This is a genomic window from Halorubrum sp. Atlit-28R (assembly GCF_003665955.1).
GTDB lineage: Archaea > Halobacteriota > Halobacteria > Halobacteriales > Haloferacaceae > Halorubrum > Halorubrum tropicale.
The window spans coordinates 456,945-482,890 of record NZ_QPLS01000001.1 but is presented as its reverse complement, the minus strand read 5'-3'; the positions used below and the strand labels follow the sequence as shown (position 1 = coordinate 482,890).

23 protein-coding genes are annotated in these 25,946 nt (G+C 70.9%); 13 read left to right on the top strand and 10 right to left on the bottom strand.

Annotation, left to right across the window (positions count from 1 at the left end; all coding sequences use genetic code 11):
* Positions 1 to 173: 173 nt before the first annotated feature.
* The 4 genes from dnaK (at position 174) to DVK06_RS02515 (ending at position 4,629) form a co-directional block, all read left to right on the top strand.
* The gene (gene dnaK, locus DVK06_RS02530; protein WP_121599161.1) at positions 174 to 2,105 is read left to right on the top strand and encodes a molecular chaperone DnaK; all 1,932 of its coding nucleotides are present in this window, start codon (positions 174 to 176) and stop codon (positions 2,103 to 2,105) included.
* 82 nt (positions 2,106 to 2,187) lie between these two features.
* Positions 2,188 to 3,357: a molecular chaperone DnaJ gene (gene dnaJ, locus DVK06_RS02525; protein WP_053771603.1), complete on the top strand. Its 1,170-nt coding sequence runs from the start codon at positions 2,188 to 2,190 to the stop codon at positions 3,355 to 3,357.
* Positions 3,358 to 3,442: 85 nt separating this feature from the next.
* The gene (locus DVK06_RS02520; RefSeq protein ID WP_053771602.1) at positions 3,443 to 3,763 is read left to right on the top strand and encodes a cupin domain-containing protein; all 321 of its coding nucleotides are present in this window, start codon (positions 3,443 to 3,445) and stop codon (positions 3,761 to 3,763) included.
* 113 nt (positions 3,764 to 3,876) lie between these two features.
* Positions 3,877 to 4,629, top strand: coding sequence for a hypothetical protein (locus tag DVK06_RS02515; protein ID WP_121599160.1), 753 nt, complete (start codon positions 3,877 to 3,879; stop codon positions 4,627 to 4,629).
* A 27-nt stretch (positions 4,630 to 4,656) separates the two neighbouring features.
* Here the strand turns inward: DVK06_RS02515 and DVK06_RS02510 are convergent, their stop codons facing one another.
* From DVK06_RS02510 to aglJ, 6 genes are all read right to left on the bottom strand, one after another.
* Entirely contained in the window at positions 4,657 to 5,991 is a 1,335-nt protein-coding gene (locus DVK06_RS02510) for an ABC transporter ATP-binding protein (RefSeq protein ID WP_121599159.1), read from the bottom strand.
* Complete coding sequence (locus DVK06_RS02505) at positions 5,984 to 7,045, bottom strand: ABC transporter ATP-binding protein (protein WP_121599158.1); 1,062 nt, start codon at positions 7,043 to 7,045, stop codon at positions 5,984 to 5,986. The genes DVK06_RS02510 and DVK06_RS02505 overlap by 8 nt, the downstream gene beginning before the upstream one ends.
* Positions 7,045 to 8,229 carry an ABC transporter permease gene (locus DVK06_RS02500; protein ID WP_121599157.1) on the bottom strand — a complete coding sequence of 395 codons (1,185 nt, stop codon included), beginning with the start codon at positions 8,227 to 8,229 and terminating at the stop codon, positions 7,045 to 7,047. The genes DVK06_RS02505 and DVK06_RS02500 overlap by 1 nt, the downstream gene beginning before the upstream one ends.
* A 14-nt stretch (positions 8,230 to 8,243) precedes the next feature.
* Positions 8,244 to 9,218 (bottom strand): ABC transporter permease, encoded by a 975-nt coding sequence (locus tag DVK06_RS02495; protein WP_121599156.1) that lies wholly within the window; start codon positions 9,216 to 9,218, stop codon positions 8,244 to 8,246.
* Positions 9,219 to 9,260: 42 nt separating this feature from the next.
* Positions 9,261 to 11,165: an ABC transporter substrate-binding protein gene (locus tag DVK06_RS02490; RefSeq protein ID WP_121599155.1), complete on the bottom strand. Its 1,905-nt coding sequence runs from the start codon at positions 11,163 to 11,165 to the stop codon at positions 9,261 to 9,263.
* 319 nt (positions 11,166 to 11,484) lie between these two features.
* The gene (aglJ, locus tag DVK06_RS02485) at positions 11,485 to 12,543 is read right to left on the bottom strand and encodes an S-layer glycoprotein N-glycosyltransferase AglJ (RefSeq protein ID WP_121599154.1); all 1,059 of its coding nucleotides are present in this window, start codon (positions 12,541 to 12,543) and stop codon (positions 11,485 to 11,487) included.
* Positions 12,544 to 12,648: 105 nt separating this feature from the next.
* Between aglJ and DVK06_RS02480 the strand changes: the two genes are divergently transcribed.
* Complete coding sequence (locus DVK06_RS02480; RefSeq protein WP_053771594.1) at positions 12,649 to 13,029, top strand: hypothetical protein; 381 nt, start codon at positions 12,649 to 12,651, stop codon at positions 13,027 to 13,029.
* Between the two features lie 24 nt (positions 13,030 to 13,053).
* Here the strand turns inward: DVK06_RS02480 and DVK06_RS02475 are convergent, their stop codons facing one another.
* On the bottom strand, positions 13,054 to 13,413 hold the full coding sequence (locus DVK06_RS02475; RefSeq protein ID WP_053771593.1) for a response regulator: 360 nt from the start codon (positions 13,411 to 13,413) through the stop codon (positions 13,054 to 13,056).
* A 213-nt stretch (positions 13,414 to 13,626) separates the two neighbouring features.
* Between DVK06_RS02475 and DVK06_RS02470 the strand changes: the two genes are divergently transcribed.
* The 6 genes from DVK06_RS02470 (at position 13,627) to DVK06_RS02445 (ending at position 18,260) form a co-directional block, all read left to right on the top strand.
* A complete protein-coding gene (locus DVK06_RS02470) occupies positions 13,627 to 14,658 on the top strand; it encodes a phosphate uptake regulator PhoU (protein ID WP_053771592.1) in 1,032 nt (343 codons plus the stop codon).
* A gap of 93 nt (positions 14,659 to 14,751) precedes the next feature.
* Positions 14,752 to 14,934: a hypothetical protein gene (locus DVK06_RS02465; RefSeq protein ID WP_053771591.1), complete on the top strand. Its 183-nt coding sequence runs from the start codon at positions 14,752 to 14,754 to the stop codon at positions 14,932 to 14,934.
* Between the two features lie 78 nt (positions 14,935 to 15,012).
* Positions 15,013 to 15,240, top strand: a complete 228-nt coding sequence (locus tag DVK06_RS02460; RefSeq protein ID WP_053771590.1) for a hypothetical protein — start codon at positions 15,013 to 15,015, stop codon at positions 15,238 to 15,240.
* A 79-nt stretch (positions 15,241 to 15,319) separates the two neighbouring features.
* On the top strand, positions 15,320 to 15,748 hold the full coding sequence (locus DVK06_RS02455) for a CoxG family protein (RefSeq protein ID WP_053771589.1): 429 nt from the start codon (positions 15,320 to 15,322) through the stop codon (positions 15,746 to 15,748).
* Positions 15,745 to 16,551, top strand: a complete 807-nt coding sequence (locus DVK06_RS02450) for a nitrilase-related carbon-nitrogen hydrolase (RefSeq protein ID WP_053771588.1) — start codon at positions 15,745 to 15,747, stop codon at positions 16,549 to 16,551. Before DVK06_RS02455 ends, DVK06_RS02450 begins: the two co-directional genes overlap by 4 nt.
* A 674-nt stretch (positions 16,552 to 17,225) precedes the next feature.
* The gene (locus DVK06_RS02445; RefSeq protein ID WP_121599153.1) at positions 17,226 to 18,260 is read left to right on the top strand and encodes a presenilin family intramembrane aspartyl protease PSH; all 1,035 of its coding nucleotides are present in this window, start codon (positions 17,226 to 17,228) and stop codon (positions 18,258 to 18,260) included.
* A gap of 314 nt (positions 18,261 to 18,574) precedes the next feature.
* On the opposite strand, the gene DVK06_RS02440 is transcribed toward DVK06_RS02445, so the two are convergent.
* Both DVK06_RS02440 and DVK06_RS02435 read right to left on the bottom strand, forming a co-directional pair.
* Positions 18,575 to 19,084, bottom strand: coding sequence for a PUA domain-containing protein (locus DVK06_RS02440; RefSeq protein WP_053771586.1), 510 nt, complete (start codon positions 19,082 to 19,084; stop codon positions 18,575 to 18,577).
* Between the two features lie 50 nt (positions 19,085 to 19,134).
* On the bottom strand, positions 19,135 to 22,956 hold the full coding sequence (locus DVK06_RS02435; protein ID WP_121599152.1) for a MarR family transcriptional regulator: 3,822 nt from the start codon (positions 22,954 to 22,956) through the stop codon (positions 19,135 to 19,137).
* 116 nt (positions 22,957 to 23,072) lie between these two features.
* Between DVK06_RS02435 and DVK06_RS02430 the strand changes: the two genes are divergently transcribed.
* Positions 23,073 to 24,650, top strand: a complete 1,578-nt coding sequence (locus tag DVK06_RS02430; RefSeq protein ID WP_121599151.1) for an aldehyde dehydrogenase family protein — start codon at positions 23,073 to 23,075, stop codon at positions 24,648 to 24,650.
* A 33-nt stretch (positions 24,651 to 24,683) separates the two neighbouring features.
* Here the strand turns inward: DVK06_RS02430 and DVK06_RS02425 are convergent, their stop codons facing one another.
* Complete coding sequence (locus DVK06_RS02425) at positions 24,684 to 25,598, bottom strand: HD domain-containing protein (protein ID WP_053771583.1); 915 nt, start codon at positions 25,596 to 25,598, stop codon at positions 24,684 to 24,686.
* Positions 25,599 to 25,711: 113 nt separating this feature from the next.
* On the opposite strand from DVK06_RS02425, the gene DVK06_RS19560 reads away from it, so the two are divergent.
* Positions 25,712 to 25,840 (top strand): hypothetical protein, encoded by a 129-nt coding sequence (locus DVK06_RS19560; protein WP_255410336.1) that lies wholly within the window; start codon positions 25,712 to 25,714, stop codon positions 25,838 to 25,840.
* Positions 25,841 to 25,946: the final 106 nt, after the last annotated feature.

Below are 25,946 nucleotides of genomic sequence, written 5' to 3'. Positions count from 1 at the left end.
CGGTCGCGGCGGGCGACCCCCCATCCGTCCCGGAGCCGCTGCGTTTGCGGATCTGTATAAATACATCGATGTGAGCGACTCACACGATCGAGAAATCGCACGACTGCGGCGGGTTCGTTTCCGTGGCCGTATGGCAGCATCTAGTAACCTTTAACCGAAACAAGCCGCTAGCTATGACCAAGATGGCGAGCAACAAGATTCTCGGTATCGACCTCGGTACCACCAACTCCGCGTTCGCGGTGATGGAGGGCGACGAGCCCGAGATCATCGCCAACGCGGAAGGCGACCGGACCACCCCGTCGGTCGTCGCCTTCGCCGACGACGGCGAGCGCCTCGTCGGCAAGCCGGCGAAGAACCAGGCCGTCCAGAACCCCGACCGCACGATCCAGTCGATCAAGCGGCACATGGGCGACGACGACTACACCGTCGAGATCGGCGACGACGACTACACGCCGGAGCAGGTCTCGGCGATGATCCTCCAGAAGATCAAACGCGACGCCGAGGAGTACCTCGGCGACGACGTCGAGAAGGCGGTCATCACCGTCCCCGCCTACTTCAACGACAAGCAGCGCCAGGCGACGAAGGACGCCGGCGAGATCGCCGGCTTCGAGGTCGAACGCATCGTCAACGAGCCGACCGCGGCCTCCATGGCGTACGGCCTCGACGACGAGTCCGACCAGACCGTCCTCGTCTACGACCTCGGGGGCGGCACGTTCGACGTGTCGGTCCTCGACCTCGGCGGCGGCGTCTACGAGGTCGTCGCCACGAACGGCGACAACGACCTCGGCGGCGACGACTGGGACGAGGCGCTCATCGACCACCTCGCCGACGAGTTCCAGAACGACCACGGGATCGACCTCCGCGACGACCGGCAGGCGCTCCAGCGGCTGAAAGACGCCGCCGAGGAGGCGAAGATCGAGCTGTCGAACAAGAAGGAGACCACGGTCAACCTCCCGTTCATCACCGCGACCGACAGCGGCCCGGTCCACCTCGAACAGTCCGTCACCCGCGCGACCTTCGAGAACCTCACCTCGGACCTCATCGAGCGCACCGTCGAGCCGACCGAGCAGGCGCTCGCCGACGCCGACTACTCGAAGTCCGACATCGACGAGGTCATCCTCGTCGGCGGCTCCACCCGGATGCCGCAGGTCCAGGAGCAGGTCGAGGAGCTCGTCGGCCAGGAGCCGAAGAAGAACGTCAACCCCGACGAGGCGGTCGCGCTCGGCGCGGCGGTCCAGGGCGGCGTGCTCTCCGGCGACGTCGACGACATCGTGCTGCTAGACGTCACCCCGCTCTCGCTCGGGATCGAGGTGAAGGGCGGCCTCTTCGAGCGGCTCATCGAGAAGAACACCACGATCCCCACCGAGGAGTCGAAGGTGTTCACCACGGCCGCTGACAACCAGACCTCCGTCAACGTCCGCGTCTTCCAGGGCGAACGCGAGATCGCCGAGGAGAACGAGCTGCTCGGCGCGTTCCAGCTGTCCGGCATCCCGCCGGCGCCCGCGGGCACCCCCCAGATCGAGGTCTCGTTCAACATCGACGAGAACGGGATCGTCAACGTCGAGGCCGAAGACCAGGGCTCGGGCAACGCCGAGTCGATCACCATCGAGGGCGGCGTCGGCCTCTCCGACGAGGAGATCGAGGAGATGCAAGAGGAGGCGGAGAAGCACGCCGAAGAGGACGAGGCCCGCCGCGAGCGGATCGAGGCCCGCAACGAGGCCGAGACGACGATCCAGCGCGCCGAGACCCTGCTCGAAGAGAACGAGGAGGATCTCGACGAGGGCCTCGTCGGCGACATCGAAGACGCCGTCGAGGACGTCGAGGACGTGCTCGAAGACGAGGACGCCGACACCGACGAGATAGAGTCCGCCACAGAGGCGCTCACCGAGGAGCTCCAGGAGATCGGCAAGCAGATGTACGAAGGCCAGGCCGCGCAGGCCGGTCCGGGCGGCGCGGGCGGCGCCGGTCCCGGCGGCATGGGCGGCATGGGCGGCGCCGCCGGCCCGGGCGGCGCGGCGGGCCCCGGCGGCGCCGGGCCCGACGGCGACGACGAGGAGTACGTCGACGCCGACTTCGAGGACGTGGACGACGACGACGAGGAGTAAGCCGCTCCGACCCGATTCTCGACGCCGCGACCCCGCCGTTTAAATCGACCCGTCGATCAACACCAACCAACGAACGCAACGCATGAGCGAAGATTTCTACGACGTCCTCGGCGTGTCGCGGGACGCCAGCGAGGAGGAGATAAAGAAGGCGTACCGCAAACAGGCCGCAGAACACCATCCCGACGTCAGCGACGCCGAGAACGCCGAGGAGCGGTTCAAGAAGATCCAGAAGGCCAAGGAGGTGCTCACCGACGAGCAGAAGCGACAGCAGTACGACCAGATGGGCCACGACCGGTTCACCGAGGCCGACAAGCGCGGCGCGACCGGCGGCGGTGGCCCGGGCGGCGCCGGCGGGCCCTTCGGCGGCGCGGGCGGCGCCGGGGGCGCCGGCGGCTTCGAGGACATCTTCAACCAGTTCTTCGGTGGCGGCGGCGGTCGCGGCCGCGGCGGCGGTGGCGGCGGCGACCGGCCGCGGCAGGGACGCGACCTCAAGACCGGGCTGACCATCGACCTCGAAGAGGCGTTCGAGGGCGCGACCAAGGAGGTCACGCTCACGCGACCCACCACCTGCGCCACCTGCGACGGCGCGGGCCACCCCCCGGACGCGGACGTGGAGACGTGTCCGCAGTGTAACGGCCGCGGGCAGGTCCAGCAGGTCCAGCAGACGCCGCTCGGGCGCGTCCAGCAGACCTCGACGTGCCCCCGCTGTGAGGGCGAGGGCGAACTGTACAGCGAGGACTGCCCGGACTGCGGCGGCGACGGCGTCGTCCGCGAGGAGGCGACGCTCTCGGTCGAGATCCCGGCCGGGATCCGCTCCGGACAGAGCCTCCGGATGGAGCGCGAGGGCGCGCCCGGCGAGAACGGCGGCCCGAAGGGGGACCTCCTCATCGAGGTCGACGTCGACGTCGGCGACCGGTTCGAGCGCGACGGCGACGACCTCCGCGTCAACGAGGCCATCTCCTTCCCGCAGGCCGTCTTCGGCGACACCGTCGAGGTGGAGACGGTCGACGGCAGCGTCGAGATGGACGTCCCCGCGGGGACGCAGAGCGGCGAGACGTTCCGCCTCCAGGGGAAGGGGATGCCCCGGCTCCGGCGCCGCGGACGGGGGGACCTCTACGTGCAGGTCGCCGTCGTCGTCCCCGAGTCGCTCAACGACGAACAGCGCGAGGCGCTGGAGGCGTTCGCCGAGGCCGGCGGCGAGGACATCGACGTCGGCGGCGGGTTCTTCGAGAAGCTGAAGAGCTCGTTCTGAGCGGAGCGGGGCCCTCGTCCGGCGCTCGGACCGCTCTCATTTCGCGGCCCGTAGCTTTTCGTCCCTCCGAGTCGTCCGTCGGCGCATGGGCTACGACACGACCGCCTACGACGACGTCGAACCGCGCGCGCCCGGCATGTACTTCCTCCGCGACGCGCTCGACTGCGAGCGCCTCGGCGTGACCGTCGTCGAGGCCGACGCCGGCTGGGAGGGGATGGAACACGACCACGCCGACGGCGATCACGAGGAGGTGTACGTGCTGCTCCACGGCGAGGCGACGCTCACGGTGGACGGGGACGCCGTCGACCTCGCTCCCGGCGACGCGGTCCGCGTCGACCCCGGGTCCACCCGGGACCTCGCCTTCTCGGCCGACGGCTCGAAGATGGTCATCGCCGGCGCCCCGTGACGCCGCCGCGAGAGCGCGTTCTCCCGCCTCTCCCCCCGCCCGCAGCGCGGTCGACCACGGACCCGTTTCGTCGGCGCCGCAGCGTTAAGGCTCGGGCGCCCCGAACGTCGCGTATGGACCTCGTCGGGGATCTGCTCGCGCGCGATCGACGCACTCGCGAGACGGCGCTCGTCACGGCGGACGGTCGGGAGCGGAGCTACCACGACCTGATCACGAACGGGTACAAGGCGGCGAACGTGCTCCGGTACCTCGGCGTCCGCACGGGCGCGACCGTCGCCGTCGACCCGACGCCGGGCTTTCACACGACGCTCGCGTTCCTCGGCGCCGGCGCCGTCGGCGCACCGGTCCGGTTCGACCCGGCGGCGGGGATCGAGGCCGGCGACCGCGTCGTGCTCGCGCCGGTCGCGACCGCCGCCGCCTTCGACCCGGCGCCGGGCACGAACCTCGCCGCGTTCGGCGGGTCGCCGGAGCACCCCGAGACCACGCACTGGGAACAGGAACTGTGGAGCGAGAATCCGGGAACGCCGCCGAGCGACGTCGCCCCCGCCGACGACGCGGTCGTCGGGCCGGACCGGGCGTTCAGCCACCGCGAGTTGTGTTCGACCGCGGCGGCGGCCGTCGAGGCCGGCGCGATCGACGAGGGGACGCGCGTCGTCCTCCGTCGCCCCTTCTCCGATCCGCCGGCGCTCGCGGCCGGGCTCGTCGCGCCGCTCTCGGTCGGTGCGACGACAGTGCTCGCGCCGCCGGCCGGCGACGGCGAGCCGGACGGAGAATCGCGCGGCGACGTGGCGGTGGCCCCGCCGGACGCGGACGTTCCGGAACCGCGACGGATCGATCCGTCGTCGGTCGGTTCGGCGGCCGAGTAAATATCTCCGACCCGGGCCGTTCCCGGATTAGTCGTCCGCCGGGTTCGGCTCCGCGGGCGCCCGCTCCCCGTGGAGGAGGCAGGCGGACTCGTGGTCGGCCGAGTGCGCCGTGCGCTGCGGCTCCGTCTCGGCGCACGGCGTCGTGATCGCGTCCGACAGAACGCTCCCGGCCTGTTCCTCGTCGTCCTCGATGAGGAGATCGAGCGCCTCCGAGAGTGTCCGTTCGAGTTCGGGGTCGTCGACGGTCTCGCCGATGTCGAACTCGCGGCGGATCTCCGCGCGGATCTCCGCGCTGGTCGGCTCGGTGCCGCTGGCGGCGACGTTCTCGCGGACCCCTTCGACGTCGATCTCGCCGGCGTTGACGTTGTCGCGCAGGTTCAACAGCCCCCGCCAGTCCTCCTGGTCGACGTCGACGCCGTCCGGCTGGATCACCTTGTGACACCGCGTGTGGAACCGACAGCCGCTCGGCGGGTTCGTCGGGCTGGGGACCGTGCCCTTCAGCTCGATGCCGCCAACGCTCGCGCGCGGGTCCGGCGTCGGGATCGAAGACAGCAGCGCCTCGGTGTAGGGGTGTTGCGGGTTGGTGAAGATCTCCTCGACCGGACCGATCTCGACGATCTCGCCGAGGTACATCACGGCGACGCGGTCGCAGATCTGGCGGATCACGGACATGTCGTGGCTGATGAACAGCAGCGACAGCCCGAACTCGTCCTGGAGGTCGTTGATCAGCGAGAGGATCTCCGCCTGGATGGAGACGTCGAGCGCGCTCACCGGCTCGTCGGCGATGATGAGGTCCGGGTTCAACACGAGCGCCCGGGCGAGCGCGATCCGCTGTTTCTGCCCGCCGGAGAACTCGTGCGGATACCGGTCGAAGTCGTTCGCCGAGAGCCCGACGCGTTCGAGCAGGTCCTCGACGATGGCGCGGCGCCGGTGGCGGTCGCTCATGCCGTGGACCTTGAGCAGCTCGCCGACCGCGTTGCCGACGGACACCCGCGGGTCGAAGCTCGACGACGGGTCCTGGAAGATCATCTGGGCGCCCCGTCGGAACTCCATCATCTCCTGGTCGTCGAACTCCGTCACGTCGTTGGGGTGGGTCCCGTCGGGGTCGCGCGTCGCGCCCTTCCGGCCGTTCCCGTTGAAGATGACCTCTCCCGAGGTCGGCTCCTCTAGGTGGATGACGGAGCTCGCCGCGGTCGACTTGCCGCACCCGGACTCGCCGACGAGGCCGAGCGTCTCGCCCTCCTCGATGTCGAAGCTGATCCCGTCGACGGCGCGCGCGGCGCCGACCTGCCGGTTGAAGATCCCCTTCCGGATCGGGTAGTGCTTCTTCAGGTCGCGGACCGAGAGCAGCGGCTCAGTCATCGGCCGGACCCACCTCGCTGTCGCCGGCCGCTCCGGTCTCGTCGCCCGGCCCGAGCCCCTCGCTTCGCACTATCGAGGGGTTGCCGCCCGGCCCGTAGTGGACGCAGGAGACCTCTTGATCTGGCGCGACCTCGATCTCGTCCGGCTGGTCGCCGGTGCGGCACGCCTCCTCGGCGTACTCGCAGCGGGGCGCGAACCGACAGCCGTCCGGCGGGTTGTGCGGGTCCGGGAGCGTCCCCGGGATCCCGCCGCCGGAGCCGCCGAACTCCGGCAGACACTCCAGCAGCTGTTGGGTGTACGGGTGCGCGGGGTGATCGAAGATGTCGAGGACCCCGCCCCGCTCCATCACCTTCCCGGCGTACATCACGACGATCCGGTCGGCTATCTCCGCGACGACGCCGAGGTCGTGCGTGACGAACAGGATGCCCATCTCGAACTCCTCTTGGAGGTCGTCGAGGAGCTTTAAGATCTGGGCCTGGACCGTCACGTCGAGCGCCGTCGTGGGTTCGTCGGCGATGAGCAGGTCGGGGTCGCCGACCAGCGCCATCGCGATCATCACGCGCTGCTTCTGTCCGCCGGAGAACTCGTGGGGGTAGTCGTCGAACCGCGAGCTCGCGTTCGCGATCCCCACGCGGTCCATGAGGTCGACCGCCTTCGCGCGGGCCTCGTCGTCGGAGACGTCCTGGTGGATCTGGAGCGCTTCGGTGATCTGCCACCCGACGGTGTAGCAGTGGTTCATCGCCTCCTGCGGGTTCTGGAAGATGTGCGCGATGTCGTTGCCCCGGATGTTGCGGAGCTCCGACTCGGACATCGACAGCAGGTCGCGCCCCTTGTACCGGACGGTCCCCTCGATCTCGCCCGGCGGGGTGTTGATGATCCTGGTGATCGACTCGGTCGCGACCGTCTTCCCGGAGCCCGACTCGCCGACGATACAGACCGTCTCGCCGGTGTCGACGGTGAAGTCGATCCCGTCGACCGCGGTGAGGGTTCCGTTGTCGGTGCTGAACGTCGTCGTGAGGTTTTCGACCTCGAGTAGTGGCTGATCGTCGGCCATTATTCGTTCTCCGCCTCCGCTTCGGGGTTCAGCGCGTCCAACAGCGCGTCGCCGAGGAAGTTGAACGCGAGGATGGTCAAGAACAGCACGATACCCGGCGCCAGCACGATCCACGGGGCGAAGGAGAGGTCGCTCCGCCCGGCGGAGATGAGCTGCCCCCACGAGGGAACCGTCGAGTCACCGATCCCGAGGAACGCCAGCTGCGCCTCGAACAGCAGGAAGCCGGGGATGAGCAGCGTCAGGTTCGTGATGATACTGCTCGCCGCGTTGGGCACGACGTGGCCGCGGATCACTTGGTACGTGCTCGCGCCGCTGATCCGGCTCGCCTTGATGAACTCCTCCTCGGAGATGGACAGCGACTTGCTGCGCACGTAGCGGGCCATGCCGCCCCAGGCGAACAGCGAGAACACCACGATGAACATCCCCAGCCCACCGCCGTAGATGTACAGGATGAGCAGGAACATCAGGAACGTCGGGAACGAGAGGATGATGTCGACGAACCGCATCATGATCTCGTCGACCCAGCCGCCCGCGTACGCGCTCAGCGTCCCGAACGAGATCCCGATCGTCGCGACGATGGTCGTCGTGATGAACGCGATCTGCATGCTGATCGTCATCCCGTAGACGATCATCGTGAACACGTCCTTCCCGCCCTGCGTGGTTCCGAGCGGGTGTTGCCAGGTGCCGTGACACCGGTCGTTGATGACTTCGCCGACGCAGGTCGCCGGTGTCGTGTCCACGACGGACGTGAACACCGGCGGCTGGTAGGCGATGAGCAGTTCCTGCTCGGGGGCGCTCAACACGAGCGGCCCGACGAGTCCGCCGACGAAGACGATTGCGAGCCAGCCGAGGCTCACGACCGCCGGCCGGTTGCGCTTGAACTCCTTCCAGTAGTACCGCGTCATCCGCGGGTTCTGGTACAGCGGCAAGACGAGGTACCAGAACGCCAGGAACAGCGTGAAGATGAAGAGGAAGTCGATCGTCTCTAGGTTCCGCTCGAGGCCGATGAACTCGAAGGTCGGGGTCCGTTGACCGGTGAACCGCCAGTCGTACACGCCGAGCAGCGCGAGCGGGACCGTCGTCAGGAGCATCCCGAGCGAGTTGATCGACAGATCGAACCGTCCCGACCGCGAGAGGTCGTTCCAGTCGACTTGGTCGAACCGTTCGGATTCTTCAGTTGCCATTGTTCTCAGTTGAATTACCTGTCATCGTAGCTGATCCGCGGGTCGAGTACGGTGAACACGAGGTCCTCGAGGAGGTTCCCGATGACGGCGACGAACGTGAAGAACAGCGTCGTCCCCAACACGAGGCTCGTGTCCTGTGCGACCAGCGCCTCGTAGGTCAACCGTCCGAGCCCGGGAATGGCGAACACGACCTCGACGAGCAGCGACGCGCCGAGGAACAGCGCGAGCAGTTGCCCGACGAGCGTGGTCGAGAGCGGGACGAGGGTCGGCCGCATGACGTGATACGCGTACGCACGAAGCGGTGATACGCCCTTCGCCTTCGCGGTCTTCATGAAGTCGGCGTTCTGGAACTCCGCCGACTCGTTCCGGGAGACGCGCATCACGGCGCCGATCGACCCGGTGACCAAGACGAACACCGGCACCGCCAACTGCCTCGCGTTCTCCAGGCTGAACACCGGCACGCCCGTGTTGTAGGTGATCGGTATCCACTCCAGCCACACGCCGAAGACGAGCAGCAGGATGATCCCGAAGAAGAAGTTCGGGATGGCGTAGCCGAAGAACGCGAACCCGGTCGCCGCGTGGTCCTTCCAGCTGTACATGTTCGCGGCGGAGTAGACGCCGACGAGCGGGCCCAGGATGATCGTGAGGATCGTCCAGGGGATCGAGTACTGCGCGGTGTAGTACAGCGCCTGGGTGACGGCCTCCATGACGGGCTGGCTCCGACTCACGGACCAGCCCCAGTCGAGCGTGTACACGCTCCGAATGAAGTCGAAGTACCGGACGTGGAGCGGCTCGTTGAGGCCGCGTAGCTCGCGCGCGCGCTCTGCGGCGGCGGCCGGATCGCCCCCTTGGAGCGCCGCCTGCGTCGCCGCCCGCTGGACGGCCGGGTTCGGGGCGGCCGAGAGCAGCAGGAACGTGACCGTAACGATGATTAGCGATACCACTGCTGCCCAGAGAACCCGAGCGGTTACGTACCTTCCAAATCCCATGTGGTGTCTAAAACGGTGAGGTGAGAGCGGGGTGGTTCGGGCTTACTCGTCCGTCTCCGGGTAGAACTCGGACCAGCGGGGCTGCCAGGTGAAGTGCGGCGAGGCGAGCCCGCGATAGACCCCCTGGATGAGGTCTTGCTTGCTGATCGCCGACGCCATCGCCTGGCGGAACGGGACCAGCTGGAAGAGGTTACCCGGACCGGCGTTCCAGCCGTTCGCACGCTGGTTGACGGAGATGATCGTGTTGTACGGCGTGGGGACCTGCCGGACGGTGACGTTGTCGTCCTGATTGTACGACTCGTACTGCTCCGGCGGAATCGCGGCCGAGTCCGCCTCGCCGGTCTCGAGCGCGCCGAGACGCGACGCCTGCTCTTGGACGACGCTGATCGAGGCCTCCTCGAACAGCGGCCCCTCGGAGAACAGGTCGGGCCCCTCGTCGATGTCGCGGAGATAGTACTCGTCGTTGCGGACGTACTCGGTGCCCGAGCCGCGGTTCCACTCGGTGAGCTCGTACGCGCCGAGGTTCCCGGTGAACTGGAGTTCGAGCAGCTCCTCGTCCTGCTGGAGCCCCTCGACGTCCTCCTCCTCCACGTACGGCTGGACGAGGTCCTTCGGGATCGGGTACAGGAGCGGGTCGTACGTCTTGGGCCACAGGATGTTCGACGACTCCAGCGTCGCCTCGAACTGGAACTCGCCGGTCTGCTCGACCGTCACGCCGTCCCAGCTGCTCGACGCCGCGGTGGGCGCCCAGTCGGCCTGATGGAGCTCCTGCACGAGGTAGACGAAGTCCTCGGCGGTGACCTGCCCGTACGGCTCGCTGAACTGGAGGTTCTCCCGCACGTCGAACGTCCACACCTCGCCGTCCTCGGTGGACATGTCGTACAGCAGCGGGAAGTAGTCCTGGTTCTCGTCGAACGTGTACCCCTGGTCGAGCGCGCGGCCGATCGCGTTGCCGGCGCCGTTCTCGGTGTTGAAAAGCGGGTTGAGGGTGGTGAACCGCGCGGAGGTGACCGTGTCGTAGGAGCCGCTGATATTCGGCTCGCCCTCGTACCACGCGGGGAGGTCCCAGCCGTTCGAGAAGTTCTCGATCGGCCCCTCGAGCTCGGGGTTGTAGCCGACGATGTCGTCGCTGAACAGGAGGGTGATGTACGGCTGCTCGTACGCGAGGTTCTCGAAGATTTCGACGAACGCCTCCCGGAGTTCCTCGACGCTCGTCGCCTGCCGGGCCTCGTCGAACAGCTCCTGCGCGTTGAACTGCGGGTAGTACCCGACCGGGTTGTAGAACGGGTTTGCGCCGTCGAAGAACACGGAGTTCGTGAGCGGGTTGAGCGGGTAGGTGTTCAGCCCGAACACGATGGACATGTCCCACGCCTCGTTACTGGTGACCGACTGCGGGCCGGGGTTCTGCGGCGTCGGGTTCTCCCAGGTGACCTCCTCGCCGTTGACCGTGTCGGTGCCGCCCTGGGGCTCGCCGGTCCAGTACTCGTTGTTGAACCGCGTGCCGTCGATGGCCTCGACGGTGACGTCGATGCCGAGGTTCTGCCCGAGTTCCTGGGCGATGAAGTCGGCCGTCAGCTGCGAGGTCTCCTGGCCCGCGCTGTGGTAGATGTCGAGCTGGACCTGGTCTCCGTCGGGGTTGACCATCGTGTCCCCGTCGAAGGAGTAGTCGTACTCGGACTGCTCGAAGGCGCGTTCGGCCAGCGTGTGCGCGACGTCTCGGCCGTAGAGGGGGTCGACGCCGAATTTCGGGAAGTCGGAGAGTTCGAGGCTTTCGCCGCCGTCGGAGCCGTCCGACCCGTCGGACCCGTCCGAGCCGTCGCCGCCGTCGCCGCCGTTCCCGGAACAACCGGCGAGCGTCACTGCGCCGGCCATGCCGAGCGCGGAGAGCCATTGTCGCCGGCCGATATGCCGAGAATCATCACGATCCTCAATGTTTTGCCGTGGCATACAATCTGATACGAGCGTGTGTATAAAAAACTTCAGACTTCGGGACAGTTGTCGGGGACGATCACCTTACATCCGTTTCGATAATCGGCGTATCCGGGCGGGAAAACCGGTCTGTCGGGGTCCGTTTCAACACGGCTGTGGCAGTTTGACACAACCTACGTCGCGAAATTTACCCCAACTAACCGCTCAGTGACCTCGGACGCGGAGTCGGCGTCTCCGGAATAATCTCCGGACGCCTCCCGGAGCAGGCTCCGGGAGTTCCGGCGAGGCCGTGTTCCACTTCGCACGGTCCCGGTCAGACCGGCCTCGCGCACGCCCTTCAGTCGCCGCGACCGTCCTGACCGGCAACGTTGTCGGTTCCGGCGTCCCGCCCTTCGTTCGTGCGGCCCGAGGCGGCGACCTCTTCCGTTCCGATCGCTCGGCCGTCGCCGCCGTCGGCCGACGACCTCCCCGTCGATCCGTCGCCGGCCGCCCGCTCGTACCGCGCGATCTGCTCGCGGTGGAGGGAGTGAATCATGTCGGCGAGGACGCCGAACACGAGCAGCTGTATCCCGAGGATCGTCGCGCCGACCGCGCCGACGGCGACGATTTCGTGGCTGATCCCGAACGCGAGGTACCGGTAGAGGACGAACGCGCCCATCGCCAGCCCCGCCGCGGTCGCGGCCGCGCCGGCGCTTCCGAAGTAGAACAGCGGGTTGTTCGTCTTCGCCTTCCGGTACAGCTCCAGGAAGATCACGCCGCCGTCCCGGACCGGGTGGAGGTTCGTCGCGGAGCCGCCGGGCCGCTCCCGGTACGTGATCGGGACCACGGCGACCGGGACGCGGTTCTTCACGCATTCGACGGCCATCTCCGTCTCGATACCGAACCCGTCGGCGGTGAGGTGGAGCCGCAGGAACGACTCGCGGGTGAACGCGCGGTACCCGGAGAGGATGTCGCGGTAGCTCTCGCGGTGGATCGCCCGGAACGCGAGGTTGATGAGGCGGTTTCCGATCCGGTTGAGCCGGGTCATCGCGCCCGGGCGCATGTCCGCGAACCGGTTCCCGATGACGTGGTCGGCCTCGCCGTCGCGCAGGGGGTCGAGCATCGCCGCCGCGTCGCTCGCGTCGTAGGTGGCGTCCGCGTCCGCCATCAGGACGTACGGCGCCCGGACGTGGTCCCTGACCGCCTCCCTGACCGCCTGCCCCTTGCCGCGCCCCGACTGCTCCACGACGCGCGCGCCGGCCTCGCGGGCGATCGACTGCGTCCCGTCGGTCGAGCCGCCGTCGATCACGAGGAGGTTCTCGAAGCCGGCGTCCCGGAAGTCCTCGACGACGCGTGCGACCGTCTCGGCCTCGTTCATCGTCGGCAGCAGGACGCAGACGTCGTCGTGGTCGCTCATCAGACGAGCGATCACGGGGGAGTCGGTAAACTCTGTCCCTCCCGGTCGCCGGCCGGGGCTGCGGCCACCCACACGCTCATGTATGTGAACATTGATCGTGAGTGTATGCCCCACCCACCGGACCAACGCGCAGAGGAACTGCTCAGCGCCGCCCGCACCGCGACGGGAGACGAGCTGCGGAGCCTGACGTACTTCACGGAAGAGGACGTCGACCAGCTGTACCTCCGCAGCGACCTGAGCCGGACCGCCGACCTGGTCGGCTTCGCCGAGAACGAGCGTCAGGGGTTCCACGCGCAGTCGATGTACGCCAACACCCAGCTCGGCGACTACCAGTTCACGGTCCGCGTGTTCGAGAACGGATACCTCACGCGCGTCATCGCCAACGACCACGGCGTGTGGGTGACGACCGACTCGATGGAGATGGACCGGTTCGAGGAACTGGCGAGCGCGCTCGCGTCGATCCTCCGCTCGTTCGATCCCGCCTGATCCCGCGTCGGACCCCGAGCGCCGCTACCCGAGGTGGCTCTCGAACTCGCCGACCAGCTCCTCGGCGTCGACGGGCTTCGTCACGTAGCCGTCGGCGCCCGCCTTCACAGCCTCCATCATCTTCTCCTGCTGGTCGACGCTCGTACACATCACGATCACCGCGTCGGGCCAGCGGTCCTTGATGGCCGCCGTGGCCTCGATCCCGGTCATCTCCGGCATCACGACGTCCATCGACACCGCGTCCGGCTCGTACGCCTCGAAGAGTTCGACCGCCTCTGCGCCGTTCTCCGCCTCGTCGACGACCTCGAACCGCTCCGCCAGCGCGTCCCGAACGACGGTCCGCTGGAAGGAGGAGTCGTCGACGACGAGTACCCGCTCGGTCATACCCGTTCTCTCACCCTGACCGACATAAGCGCGCGGATCGGTCCCCGCTCCGACCATCCGTCGTGAATCCGATCTCGGCCTCGATCCGCCTCGTCGTCGCGGCGGCGGCGTCCGGCCCCCCACCACGGTGCGCCAAGTATCCCTTGTATATTCGGCTCGGCGTATAATGAACATGGGAACAAGGTTAAGGTCTATCCGGCGGTACGGTCGGGCATGGAAACGCGGAAGGTCCAGCGGCTGGGGCCGTCGACGCTGGCGATGACCCTCCCGGCCGAGTGGGCGCAGGAACACGGCGTGAACAAGGGCGACGAGGTGTCGCTGCGGATGGGCGGGAAAGGGACGCTCACGGTGCTTCCCGAGTCGGTGAGCACCGAGGAGTCGGAGGCGGTGATCAACGCCGACGGGCTCGACGCGCGCTCGCTCGAACGCGCCATCGTCGCACAGTACGTGTTGGGGCGGCGCGTGATCCACGTCCGCAGCGAGGGGGCGCTCGACAGCGAGCACATCAACGCGGTGTACAAGGCCGAGACCCAGCTGATGGGGCTCGGCGTCATCGAGGAGACCCCGGAGGACATCTCGATCCGCTGTTCGGTCGACCCAGAGGACTTCACCCTCGACAACCTGCTCGAACGGCTGGAGAACACGGGGTCGACGATGCGCGGCGAGGGCGTGAAGGCGCTCGCCCACGGCAACCCCGACCTCGCGCAACGCGCGCTCAACCGCGAGCGGCAGGCGAACAAGATATTCGTCCTCCTGCTCCGGCTCATCTTCACCGCCTATCAAAACCCCAACCTCGCGCGCGCGGTGGGCCTCGAAGAGGGGTTCCCGCTGATCGGCTACCGCTCCGTGGCGAAGAACCTCGAACTCACCGCCGACAACGCGGAGGACATCGCCGAGATCGTGATGGAGGCGGACGGGCATACCCTCGACGTCGACAGCGCGACGATGCGGCAGATCCGCGAGTTCACCGACCAGGTTGACGAGCTGACGGCGCTCGCGGTCCGGGCGGTCGTCGAGCGCGACTACGACCTCACGGTCGAGTGCCGCGACCTGTTCTCGCGGTTGGAGGACCGCGAACAGGAGATTCTCGACGAGCTCCCGAACGACCTGGACAACGAGACGCTGCTCATGACCCGGGAGGTGCTCGTCAGCCTCCAGCACACCGCGGAGTACGCCATGCGAAACGCCGAGATCGCGGCGAACCTCGCGCTCAACGAGGCGTCGGACCACGTCGAGATCATCTGATCGCGGCGTCCGGCCCGCAGTCTTCCCTTCTGTCTCCCCGACGCGTGTCGCGCGGTTCGCATGAACTAAGTGGTCCCCCGCGAAGCGACTCGTATGAGCGAGGGTTCCATCGAGTCGGACAAGGAGGTCGGCGTCGCGCTCGCGCTCGGCGCCATCGCGGTCGTCGGCGCCGTCGTGATGGCAGCGTACCCGGGTCAGCTCGGGAAAGCGTGGGGGTTCGCGGGCGCGTTCCTCTTCGCGACGCTCGCCGTCGGCGCGGTCCAGCTGTTCGACTGACCGGTCCGCGCCCCGGATCGGTCGGCCGACCGCGAAAGACGAGAAACCGTTAAGGACGTCAGACGCGTAGGTCTGGTAATGAGCGAGTACACCGAGGAGGAACAGCGGATCCTCGCGTACCTCACGGACAGCGTCACCCGTGGTGAGCGGTACGTTCGCTCGAAGACGATCGCCGACGCGATCGGCCTCACCGCGAAGCAGGTGGGCTCCCGGCTCCCGCGGCTCGCCGAGAAGTCGGAGGACGTAGACATCGAGAAGTGGGGCCGTGCGAAGTCGACCACCTGGCGCGTGACCCCGGAGGGTTGAGGTCGTCGGACGACCGCGTCCCCCGCACCCGACACCGTCGACGCGCATTTTTAACCCCCGTAGTCCCAAACGAGTACGTATGACCGTTCGAGTCTCCCGGACGTTCGAGTTCGACGCGCCGCCGGCCGACGTGTGGGCGTTCATCTCGGACGCGGAGCAGCGCGCGGGCGCCATCAGCGTGGTCGACTCCTTCGAGGTACACGACGACGGCAGCGCGACCTGGCACGTCGCGCTCCCCATCCCGATGATCCGCTCGACGATCGACGTCGAGACGAAGGACATCGCCCGCGACCCCCCGAACCGAGTGAAGTTCGTCGGGAAGTCGCGGGCCTTCCGCGTCACCGGCGAACACGAGATCACCGAGACCGACGGCGGCTGCCGGCTCGCCAACGAGTTCGTCGTCGACGGGAAGCTCCCCGGCGTCGAGTCCTTCTTCAAGCGGAACTTCGACGCCGAGCTGGACAACTTGGAGGACGCGCTCCGCGCTTCGCTCGCCTCGCCGGCATGAGGCTCGCCGGCGTCCAACTGGCGGTCGAGGGCGGCGCGGTCGCGGCGAACGTCGACCGGGCGCTCGACCGGGTGCGGGCGGCCGCCGACGAGGGAGCTGACCTCGTCGTGCTCCCCGAGCTGTTCGACGTGGGCTACTTCGCGTTCGACGCGTACGGCCGGGCCGCTGAGAGCCTCGCCGGCGACCGGCTCGCCCGGTTCGCGGCCGCGGCCGACGACCACGACGTGGCGGTGCTGGCCGGCACGGTCGTCGAGGACCTGTCCGCGTCGGCCGCGGACGGCCTCGACGTGCCGGCCGAGTCCGGGCTCGCAAACGCCGCGGTGCTGTTCGACGCCGACGGCGAACGGCGCCTCGTCTACCGGAAGCGCCACCTCTTCGGGTACGGCTCCGAGGAGACGGACCGGATGGTCCCCGGCGAGCGGGCACCCGTGGTCGACCTCGGGGGCGTCACGATCGGGGTGACGACCTGCTACGACCTCCGATTCCCGGAGCAGTTCCGCGGGATGGTCGATCGGGGCGTCGAGTGCGTGCTGGTGCCGAGCGCGTGGCCCTACCCGCGGATCGAACACTGGCGGACGCTCGGCCGCGCGCGGGCCATCGAGAACCTCGCGTACGTCGCCGCGGTCAACGGGAGCGGGCGGTTCGGCGACGACGCGCTCTGCGGCCGGAGCGCGGTGTACGACCCCTGGGGGACCGCGCTCGCGTCGGTCGGCGACGAACCGGGCGTCGTGACCGCGACGGTGGACCCCGACCGGGTCGCGGCGGTCCGCGAGGAGTTCCCGGCACTGCGCGACCGCCGGTGAGCCGACCCGCGCGTGCCTCGCGTGGGGCGTCGGATCCGGCGTGCCTCAACCCCGCCTCGCCGGATCCCACGTGCCCGGATCCCGTCTCGCCGGATCGCGCCGTTCCGGATCTCACACATTTATACGCCTGAGGGACATAGCGTCTTTTGCCGAAGACCGACGCTTTTCTCGTTGGAATTCGGCGTTAATCGATCCGCGCGCCCGTCCCGACCGCCCGGGCGGCGACGCCGACGACAGCCTGGGGGTCCGCTGTCCGGCCGTCGCCCGCCGCCTCTCGCCGCCGCTTCGCCTTTCGCCCGCCTCCCACCTCTCCCACCCCTTTCCCTCGTTCCCTTGATGGCCAACGTCGTCTCCGTTCCGTCCGGTTTTGTCCCTTTCACACTCCGAGTATCTCTCCTGATAACTCGGGCGGTAGGTTCTTAGGTCGCTCGGGATAGGAAGTAAACGCCGCGGACGAATCCGACAGGCCCCATCCCGTTCCGGGCGGGCCGGTCGGCCACTCGCTTCCACCGTCCGTCGTCCGTCGGCTTGGGTTCGGGTCCACCCGCTCCCACACCGAGCCCGAACCCGCTTCTGTTCGCGCCCCGCTCCGCTCCTCGAACAGTGACCGCCGTCGTCGCCGCGCGCGGCCGAAGCGCAAGGACGAAACCCTCGGCCGACGAACCGGCGGTCGAATGTTCCCCCGCGAGTACCGCGGCGTCGCCTTCGTCGTCGGGCTGTTCCTGATCGTCCAGGTGGGCGCGCTGGCGCTCGTCCCCGAGTTCGCCGAGAGCGGGTACCAGGCGGTCGAGAACCCGGACAACCCCGTGAACAGCGTGGTGTACGTCGCGGCCATCGTCGTGATGACCGGACTGATGCTGGCGGCGTTCCGGTACGACTTCGACGGGGCGATCCGGCTGCTGATCGTCGGCGTGTCGGCGTGGCTCTCGTGGTACGTGTTCTCCGCGCTCGTCCCGCCGCTCGCGGCCGCCGTCCCGGCGGTCGCGGTCGCGGTCGGCCTGCTCGTCCACCCCGAGTGGTACGTCATCGACACCGCCGGTGTGTTGATGGGCGCCGGCGCCGCCGGGTTGTTCGGCATCTCCTTCGGCCTCCTGCCCGCGCTGATCCTGCTCGCCGTCCTCGCCGTTTACGACGCGGTCTCCGTGTACGGCACCGAACACATGTTGTCGCTCGCGGAGGGCGTGATGGACCTGAACATCCCCGTCGTGCTGGTGATCCCGCTGTCGCTGTCGTACTCGCTGCTCGACGGCGGGTCGGCCAGCGACGAGGCCGCGGGGGTCGGCGACGAGTCGGCGTCGGACGCGGAAGGCGGCGAGACGACGGGCTCCGACGCGGACGCCGACGACGCCGTCGCGGACGCGAATGACGCCGAGGACGTGGCCGCCGACCCCGCCGACACCGGCGACCGCGACGCGTTCTTCATCGGCCTCGGCGACGCCGTCATCCCGACGGTGCTGATCGCGAGCGCGGCGACGTTCTCGCCGGCGAGGGACCTCGCGGTCCCGCTCCTCGGCGTCAACCTCCCCGCGCTGCTGGCGATGGTCGGGACCCTCGCGGGGCTGCTCGTCCTCATGCGGTGGGTGATACAGGGGCGGCCGCACGCGGGGCTTCCCCTCCTGAACGGCGGCGCCATCGGCGGCTACCTGATCGGCTCGGTCGTCGCCGGGGTCCCGCTGATCGAGGCGCTCGGACTGGCGGGATTCTTATAGGTCGATTCGGCGCACGATGAGTTCGTCCACGGACCACCGACCGACACGAACACCCCCGAAGCCCCAGCCGCGAGGCGACCAGACGCTCGCTGCGCTCCTCGTCGCTCGCGTTGCTCGCTTCTGCGGTGCTTACGTCGCCTCTGGTCGCCTCGCGGCTGCCCCTTCGAGTCCCGCCCGACCGCAACCGCACCTCACGCCTCCCCAGCCTCGCGGTTCGCGCTCTCCGAGCGCTCACCGCGTCCCTCGCGCGTGCCGCCTCGCGGCCTCCGCTTCGCGTCGGCCGCTCGCGGGCACGCGCCACCGCAAAAAATTCGCTATCCGCCGTCTGCGGGGTTCCCGTCGCGCGTCTTCACGGCGACGCCCGAGCCGAGTTGTTCGGCCTCCGCGCCGGAGAGCTCGGCGCGCCCGACACCGAATATCGCGTCGGACTCGTCGACGACGAGCACCTCGTCGCCCGGCCGGATCCCGCCGTCGGCCGCGGTGACGAACTTCGCGAACGCGTTGCGCCCCTCGCGCACGAACGGCTCGCTCTCCTCGCCGACGACCATCCGGTGTCGGGGCGGTGCGAACGCCCTGTGGATTCTTCTCCCGCCCGCGAGCCCGAGCGTGAACCGGCCGTCGGTGCCGTACGAGACGAGCCGATCGCCCTCGCTGCTGCCGGGCGTGTCGTCGACGTCGCCGTCGATCACCTGTCGCGGGCGACCGCCGCTCGACCGGCGCACGGTGAGCGGGTCGCCCGGCGGGAACAGCGCGTCGCCCGCGCCGGCCCCGAACTGGTAGTCTGCCGCCGTCCGCAGGTCCGCGAGCGTGTCGGCGTCGGTCATGGCCGCGGTTCTCCGCGCGCGCCCAAAGCGGTTGCGACACCGCCCGCGGCTCACCCGAGCGGCGGGTACGTCGCGGCGCCGTCGCCGTCGACGCGCCAGCGGTCGGCGAGCGCCCGGTACGCCGCCGGGTCGGCGGCCGACTCGGCCGGGACCCTCTCTGGCGGCGACTCCCGCAGCGCCTCGGCCACCGCCTCGCGGTCCGTCGTGGTCGGGCCGCCGGGACTCTCGCCGAGGAGACCGGCCAGCTCGTCGGCGGCCGCGACGACCGCCCGAACCGCCTCGATCCGGTGGCCGAGGTCGAGCGCCGCGGTCAGCCGGGACGCCGCCGCCTCGCCGTCCCCGCGCCGGGCCGCCGCGGCGCCCAGCGTCGCGAGCGCCTGCGCCTCGACCTGCGTGAACCCGCCGGCGCGGGCCGACTCGACGGCGGACTCCAGCGCGGCCGCCGCGGCGTCGCCGTCCCCCCGAGCCAGCGCCAGCCGGCCCCGGACCCGGTCTAACTCCGCCAGCCGCTTGTGCCCCGCGTGGTCGTCGAGCAGCGACGCGGTCCGGTCGACCCACCGCTCGGCCGCGCCGAGGTCGCCGCGGTCGATGGCGACCTCCGCCAAGATGGCGGTCACCATCGCGCAGCGCGTGTCGGCGCCGAGCGCGTCGAGGCGGTCCAACGCGTCGGTGAGGTACCGCTCCGCCCGGTCGAGGTCGCCGGCGACGTGGGCCGCGCTGCCGAGGTGGCTCAGCGCGAACGCCTCGTACAGCTCCGAGCCGACCCGCTCGGCGATGGCCCGCGCCTCCGCCGCGCGGGCTACCGCCTCGCCGACGGCGCCGCGCTGCTCGGCGACCGCCGCGAGGTTCAAAAGCGAAATGGCCTCGCGGTGTTCGTCGCCGACCGTCCGGTAGCCGTCGAGCGAGCGCCGCGCCGTCCGCTCGGCCGCGTCGAGGTCGCCGCGACGGCGCAGCGCCACCGCCTGGTTCGCGCGCACGTTCGCCGCCCCGTGCGTGTCGTCGTAGGCGCGGAACAGGTCGCCGGCCACCCGGTAGTGGGCGAGGACGGCGTCGGTCCCGTCGAGCCCGTCGAGCGCGTTGCCGACGTCCATCAGCGCCTTCGCCTCCGCGATGGGGTCGCCGACCTCGACGGCGATGGCGTACGCCCGCGAGGCCGCCTCGTAGGCCTCCTCGAAGTCCCCGTCGAAGTGAGCCGCCTGGGCGCGACCGCGGACGGCCGCCGCGAGCCCGCCGCGGTCGCCCGCGGCCCCGAACAGCTCCTCGGCCCGCTCGTACCGCTCGCGCGCCGCGTCGTACTCGCCGCGCCGCCGCGCCACGTCGCCGTACCCGCGCTGGCGCTCGGCGGCGCCCGCCTCGTCGGCGGGCCGCCACGCGTCGAGCGCCGCCGTCGCCCCGTCGAGGTCGCCGGCGTCGACGTACATCCGGGCCACCCACTCCGGCGGCCGGTCGCGCAGGCCGTCCGGGCACGCGTCCGGGAGATCGATCCAGGCGTAGCGAACGCGCCCGTACAGCGGCGCGAGCCGGGGGTAGCGACGGCCCACGCCGTACACCGCCCGGACGGTCTCCGCCGCCCACGCGCCCGGGTCGCGCTCGATCCGATCGACCGTCGGCGCGTCGCCGCCAACGGCGCGCCGGACGCGGGCGCGCCGCGTCGGGTCGTCCGCGAGCGCGAGCACCCGCGAGACGGCCCGCCCCACGCGCCTGGCGACGATCGGCGCCGGCTCCCGCTCGACGAGCCGCTCCAGGAACAGCACCGACCACTCGTCGTGGACCGCGCGGTACCCCTCGTCCCCGGAGCAGACGAGGGCGGTCCCGACGAGGCGGTCGAGCGCGCGCCGCACCCCGTCGACGGTCGGCGACGGGTCGCCGTCGCCCCCCTCGGGGTCGCCTCCCGAACTCCCCGCCGGCCCGTCGACGAGCGCGTACGCCAGGGTCCCGACGTCGCCCACGCCGGCGACGTTGAGGAGGTTCACGAGCGCCGCCACGTCCGCCGTCGGCGGCGGCCGGTTCCGGACCTCCCGGACCGCCTCCGCGACCGCCGCCTCCAGTCCGGACTCGGGGTCGGCGTCTCCGCTGCGTCCGGCCGTCCCGTCGCTTGTCTCGCGTTCTCCCGAGGCGCCGGCCGCGCTCTCCCCCGGGTCGGCGCCGGCGACCGACCCGGTCGCGCCCTCGCCGCTCGCGCGGACGAGGCGGTGGACGAGCGCGAGCAACTCCCCGACGCGCTCGTCGTCCGCGCGCCGCACGTCGTCGAGCAGCGCGTTCGGGTCGGCCGCCGGCGCCGACCCGGTACAGTCGGCGACGTGGGCGACGAACCGCTCCACCTCGCGCGCGTCGAGCCGGGGCATCCGCACGGTCGCCATCTCCCGGCGGTAGCGCAGGTCGGCCGGGGACAGCGGGAGCCCGTCGGGGTCGTCGTACGGCTCCTCGCGGGCGTCGAACAGGAAGGACACGCCGTCGCGGTCGGCCAGTTCGCGGGCGAGACCGACCGCCTCCGCGGCCCCGGGGTCGACCGCGTCCTCGACGACCACGAGGTGGTGGCCGTCCCCCGCGGTCACGCGCTCGCGGAGCCGCTCCGTCGCGGCGAACGGGTCGCCGCCGTCGCTCGGCCGGTACGTCACCGGACCGCGTCCCGACCGGTACCACTCGACCGCGACGCTCCGGCACACCGTGCTCTTGCCGCTGCCCGGCGGGCCGACGAGCGCGTGGTCGGTGCCCTCAGTGAGCCCGTCGACGAGCAGCCCGGCGATCGACCGCCGCTCGCCGTCGCGCACCGCGGTCCTGTCGAGGACGTACCCCGCGTCGACCTCCGGGAACGACGCCGTCGCGCGGAGCGGTCCGTACGGGTCCGGCTCGCCGGAGAGCCGGTCCTCGTCGACCGCGTGGAACCCCTGCGCCGAGAGCGGGCTCCGCCCGGTGTCGTCGGACCCGGTCCCCCCGAAGAGCCGACCGCCGGTGTGCCCTGTCTTCTCGTCCGCCCCGGCGGATCGCTCCCGGCCGTCGGTCGCGTCGGGGTCGCCGCCCGCCGACGAGTCGCCGGCCTCCCCCTCGGATCGGTCGCCACCGCGCGCGTCGCGCCCGGTCTCGCCCGTCTCGGCGTCGTCCATCGCCGCGAGCGCGTCGCCCGTGTCGTGCCCGCGGTCGATCAGTCCCCGCACCTTCCGTTCCGCCCACTCGACGGCCTCCGGCTCGGTCGACGCCGCCGCCCCGTGGAGCGTCCCGCCGTCGTCGAAGGTGAGAAGCAGCGCGGTCCCGTCGGCCGCGACCACCCCCGCGTCGACGGCGTCGACCGCGGCGACGCGGGACCCCTCCCGCCGCGCGACGGCGCCGAGGTCGTCCGCGAAGCGCTCGGCGGCGTGTCGGTACGCCCGGTCCGCGAGCGCCAGGTCGACGGTCCCGCCGCCCGCGGCCGTGCGCCGGAGCCGCTCCGCGACCCGCGGGTAGGGGAACGCGGGCAGCGCGGCCGCGACCGCGTCCGCGTCGGCGAGCGCTCCGTCGAGCACCTCCAGCGGCCGGTAGGGGTCCGGGGCCGCGGCCCGGTACGTCTCCGCCTCGCGGAGGACCGCGGGGTCGACGTCGACGTCTGCGCCGAGCGGGTCCAGCACGTCGCCCGCGGCCGCGAGGTCGTCGGCGGCCGTCAGGAACTCGCGGTACTCGGTGGCGAGGAGGCGGCCGGACAGCGTCGTCCGATAGCCGTCGGTCTCGCTCGCGACGAGCCCGGCCGCCTCGAGCTCGTCTATCGCCCGGTTCACCGTCGACCGGGAGTGGCCGAGCGCGTCGACGAGCTCGTGTTTGCGCAGCGGCTCCGCGGCGAGCCGTTCGAGGAAGTCGAGCCGGCGCTCGACGGCGCCAACGAGCTCCGACGCCTCCGTCATACGTGCTTCCGCACCACACCCACCGGTATAACTGTTTCTTCGGTGACGACTCTCGCGCGCGGTGGCACAGTGTTTCACTGGGTGAGAATAAGGGCGTCACCGTCACACTCGCTCCCATGAACGAGGACCGTGGGAGCGGGGGCGACGAGGCGGAGGCGTCGGCCCGGCTCGACGAGGCGGAACCGAGCGGCCAGGACGACGCCAAGCCGGTCGAGTCCGCCGGGGCGGCGCCGGACGGGGCCGACGCGTCCGACGACGACGCCGACACCGACTCCGACGCGGCGGGCGACGGCGGCTCGACGTCAGGCGGGTCCGGGACGGGCGCCGCGGACCTGCCGACCCGCGCGTCGCGGACCGTCGCGGCGTCGCGGGCGGCCGCCGACGACCTGGCGGCGTGGGACCCCGGCGACGTCGACGCGCTCGTGCGGTCGGTCGGCGAGCGCTTGGCCGACAGGGAGACGGTCAGCCGGCTCGCGCGGTCGGCGGCCAACGAGACCGGGCGCGGCCACCCGGGGACGAAGGCCGAAAAGATAGCGACCGCGCTCGACGCCGCCCGGCGGACGCTGCGGGACGCGCCGACCGCCGGCGTGGTCGACCGCGACGGCGCGCGCGGGACCGTGACCGTCGCCGGGCCGGTCGGCGTCGTCGGCGCGGCGGTCCCCGCGACCCACCCGGTCGTGATCCCCGCGGTCCTCTCGCTGTACGCGCTCGCCGCCCGGAACGCGGTCGTCTTCGCGCCCTCGCCGTCGACCGTCGAGACGTGCGACGTGGTCGTCGAGACCGTCCGCCGCGCGCTCGCCGACGCGGGGGCGCCGACCGGCGCGGTCTCGATGCTGCCGGCGCCCGCCGCGAAGCCCGAGACGGACGCGCTGTTCGAGCGCGCCGACCTCGTCGTCGCGGCCGGCTCCGCGGCGACGGTCGCGGCGGGGCAGCGCTGCGGGACGCCGAACCTCGCCGCCGGCGCCGACGGCGTCGTCGCCGTCGCGGACGGGTCGGTCCCGGCCGAGGCCGTGGCGACGCGCGTCGCGGTCGGCGCGACGTACGACTTCGGCGCGCACCCCGCGGGCGACGCCGCGGTCGTCACGGTGTCGCCGGCGGTCGACTCCTTGTGTTCCGCGCTCGAATCGGAGGGGGGCTACGTCCTCGACGCGGCCGAGCGCGACCGGCTGCGGTCGCTCCTCGGCGACGCCGACGACGGGGCGACGGACCCCCGCGGGAACTCGCCGCGGTGGCTGGCGGCCGAACTCGACCTCCCGAGCGCGGCCCGCGAGGCGGCGTTCCTCGTCGCCGAGCCCGACGGCGTCGACGACCGGCTCGCGGCGCTGCCCGGGATCCCCGCGGTCGCGGTCCACGGTCGGAGCGGGTTCGACGGCGCGCTCGCGCTCGCCGCGGAGATCGGGTCCCCGCACGCCGCGGCGGTCCACACCACCCAGCAGCGCCGCGCGCGACGCGCCGCGGAGCGGCTCGCGCCCGGGCGCCTCGTCGTCAACCAGCCGGGGATCGCGGCGACCGGCGCGCGCTCCAACGGGTTCGAGGCGGCGCCCGTGCTGGGGGGCGGCGCCGCCGAGGGGAGCCAGCTCCGCGGCGGGCTCACGCCCGACCGCCTCGCGCAGACGGCGACCGTCGCGGCGACGAGCGTCGCGGACGAGGCGTCCCACCGGAACGGGGCCGGCGACACGCTCCGCGGTCCCTGAGCCGCGTCGTCGGGATCGGGCGGGTCGGCCGGCTCAGAGCTCGATCCGGTCGACGATCGAGCCGTTCCCGTCCCGCCCGTCGCTGTGGGTGTTGATCGCGACGGTCCGGATCCGGTCTTCGAGCAGCGAGCCCTCGATCTTCGCCTTGAGCAGGGAGTCGACCTGGTAGACGCCGGCGGCGTTGTTCATCCGGATCACGACCTGAACGGGGGTCTCGTCGCCCTCGCGGAGCGAGACGCGCTCGATCGCCTGCGAGGAGACGGTGTTGATCCCGCGCCCGCCCTCCTCGTAGGGGACCCGCGAGCGCCCGCGTTCCATGTCGAGGCCGTCGGCGATCCGGACCACGCCGGCCTCCAGCGTGAGCGGCTGCTCCTCCGTGTGGTGACACAGGATCGCGTGGAGCACCTCCGCCTTCACGCGCACCCGGTCCGCCACGCCGTAGAACGCCGGGAGCAGGTCGTCCAGCAGGTCCGCCGCCAGCGGGATCGAGTAGTATGGGTGGTCGTGGCGGTGGACGACGTGGCCGATGTCGTGGAGCGTCGCCGCCAGCGCGACGATCACGGGCTCGTCCGCCTCGTCGAGCCCCTGCTGGCGGGCGCCGTTGAACTCGACGCCGCCGGACTTGAGCAGGTCGTACAGCCGGAGCGCTCGGTCGCGGACGATCCCGACGTGCTTGGCGCCGTGGTCGTTGTACCCCTTCCGCGCGACCGGGTTGACGTTCTGCGCCTCCAGGTAGGCGACGATCTCCTCGTCCGATTCGAGCCGCGCGAGGACCTCGTTGAGGCGCTCGTCGGGGAACGCGTGCTCGGCGTCCGGGTCGTACTCGTGGCGGGCGGCGTCGGTGTCGGCGCTGATCTCGTCGGCCGCCGTCGGTTCGTCCGGTGGGGCCGGGTCGGGGACGTCGTCGCCGTCGATCGGGTCGCGGGCGTCGTCGGACGGGTCGTTCATGCGTCTCCCAGAGTCGCCCGGCCGGCATAAATGTGCGAGCCCTCGGTCCCCGTCCGGACCGCCGAGGCGGCGCTCGCGAACCGCGTCGCCGACCCCGAGCCGGTGTCGCGGCTGTGGCGGTCGAGGCGGTGGCCGGGTTCGACAGGCCGACGTTCCGGCTGAACCTCGCGACCGCGGTCGCGGCGGTCGCGCTCGCGACGCGGCCCGCCGTCCGCGGCGACGGCATCGGAGCGGGTCCGTGAGCGACCGCCGCGGCAGTTTCGACCCGAGACACAACGTATAAGCGCGCGACCGATCCATATGGCGATGTGACCCGACCCGCGTCCGCACGCGGCCCGCAGTCGACGC

Excerpts from the sequence above, each read along its gene's own strand:
- dnaK (WP_121599161.1), top strand. The coding sequence starts at position 174 with ATGACCAAGATGGCGAGCAACAAGATTCTCGGTATCGACCTCGGTACC.
- dnaJ (WP_053771603.1), top strand. The coding sequence starts at position 2,188 with ATGAGCGAAGATTTCTACGACGTCCTCGGCGTGTCGCGGGACGCCAGC.
- DVK06_RS02520 (WP_053771602.1), top strand. The coding sequence starts at position 3,443 with ATGGGCTACGACACGACCGCCTACGACGACGTCGAACCGCGCGCGCCC.
- DVK06_RS02515 (WP_121599160.1), top strand. The coding sequence starts at position 3,877 with ATGGACCTCGTCGGGGATCTGCTCGCGCGCGATCGACGCACTCGCGAG.
- DVK06_RS02510 (WP_121599159.1), bottom strand. The coding sequence starts at position 5,991 with ATGACTGAGCCGCTGCTCTCGGTCCGCGACCTGAAGAAGCACTACCCG.
- DVK06_RS02505 (WP_121599158.1), bottom strand. The coding sequence starts at position 7,045 with ATGGCCGACGATCAGCCACTACTCGAGGTCGAAAACCTCACGACGACG.
- DVK06_RS02500 (WP_121599157.1), bottom strand. The coding sequence starts at position 8,229 with ATGGCAACTGAAGAATCCGAACGGTTCGACCAAGTCGACTGGAACGAC.
- DVK06_RS02495 (WP_121599156.1), bottom strand. The coding sequence starts at position 9,218 with ATGGGATTTGGAAGGTACGTAACCGCTCGGGTTCTCTGGGCAGCAGTG.
- DVK06_RS02490 (WP_121599155.1), bottom strand. The coding sequence starts at position 11,165 with ATGCCACGGCAAAACATTGAGGATCGTGATGATTCTCGGCATATCGGC.
- aglJ (WP_121599154.1), bottom strand. The coding sequence starts at position 12,543 with ATGAGCGACCACGACGACGTCTGCGTCCTGCTGCCGACGATGAACGAG.
- DVK06_RS02480 (WP_053771594.1), top strand. The coding sequence starts at position 12,649 with ATGCCCCACCCACCGGACCAACGCGCAGAGGAACTGCTCAGCGCCGCC.
- DVK06_RS02475 (WP_053771593.1), bottom strand. The coding sequence starts at position 13,413 with ATGACCGAGCGGGTACTCGTCGTCGACGACTCCTCCTTCCAGCGGACC.
- DVK06_RS02470 (WP_053771592.1), top strand. The coding sequence starts at position 13,627 with ATGGAAACGCGGAAGGTCCAGCGGCTGGGGCCGTCGACGCTGGCGATG.
- DVK06_RS02465 (WP_053771591.1), top strand. The coding sequence starts at position 14,752 with ATGAGCGAGGGTTCCATCGAGTCGGACAAGGAGGTCGGCGTCGCGCTC.
- DVK06_RS02460 (WP_053771590.1), top strand. The coding sequence starts at position 15,013 with ATGAGCGAGTACACCGAGGAGGAACAGCGGATCCTCGCGTACCTCACG.
- DVK06_RS02455 (WP_053771589.1), top strand. The coding sequence starts at position 15,320 with ATGACCGTTCGAGTCTCCCGGACGTTCGAGTTCGACGCGCCGCCGGCC.
- DVK06_RS02450 (WP_053771588.1), top strand. The coding sequence starts at position 15,745 with ATGAGGCTCGCCGGCGTCCAACTGGCGGTCGAGGGCGGCGCGGTCGCG.
- DVK06_RS02445 (WP_121599153.1), top strand. The coding sequence starts at position 17,226 with ATGTTCCCCCGCGAGTACCGCGGCGTCGCCTTCGTCGTCGGGCTGTTC.
- DVK06_RS02440 (WP_053771586.1), bottom strand. The coding sequence starts at position 19,084 with ATGACCGACGCCGACACGCTCGCGGACCTGCGGACGGCGGCAGACTAC.
- DVK06_RS02435 (WP_121599152.1), bottom strand. The coding sequence starts at position 22,956 with ATGACGGAGGCGTCGGAGCTCGTTGGCGCCGTCGAGCGCCGGCTCGAC.
- DVK06_RS02430 (WP_121599151.1), top strand. The coding sequence starts at position 23,073 with ATGAACGAGGACCGTGGGAGCGGGGGCGACGAGGCGGAGGCGTCGGCC.
- DVK06_RS02425 (WP_053771583.1), bottom strand. The coding sequence starts at position 25,598 with ATGAACGACCCGTCCGACGACGCCCGCGACCCGATCGACGGCGACGAC.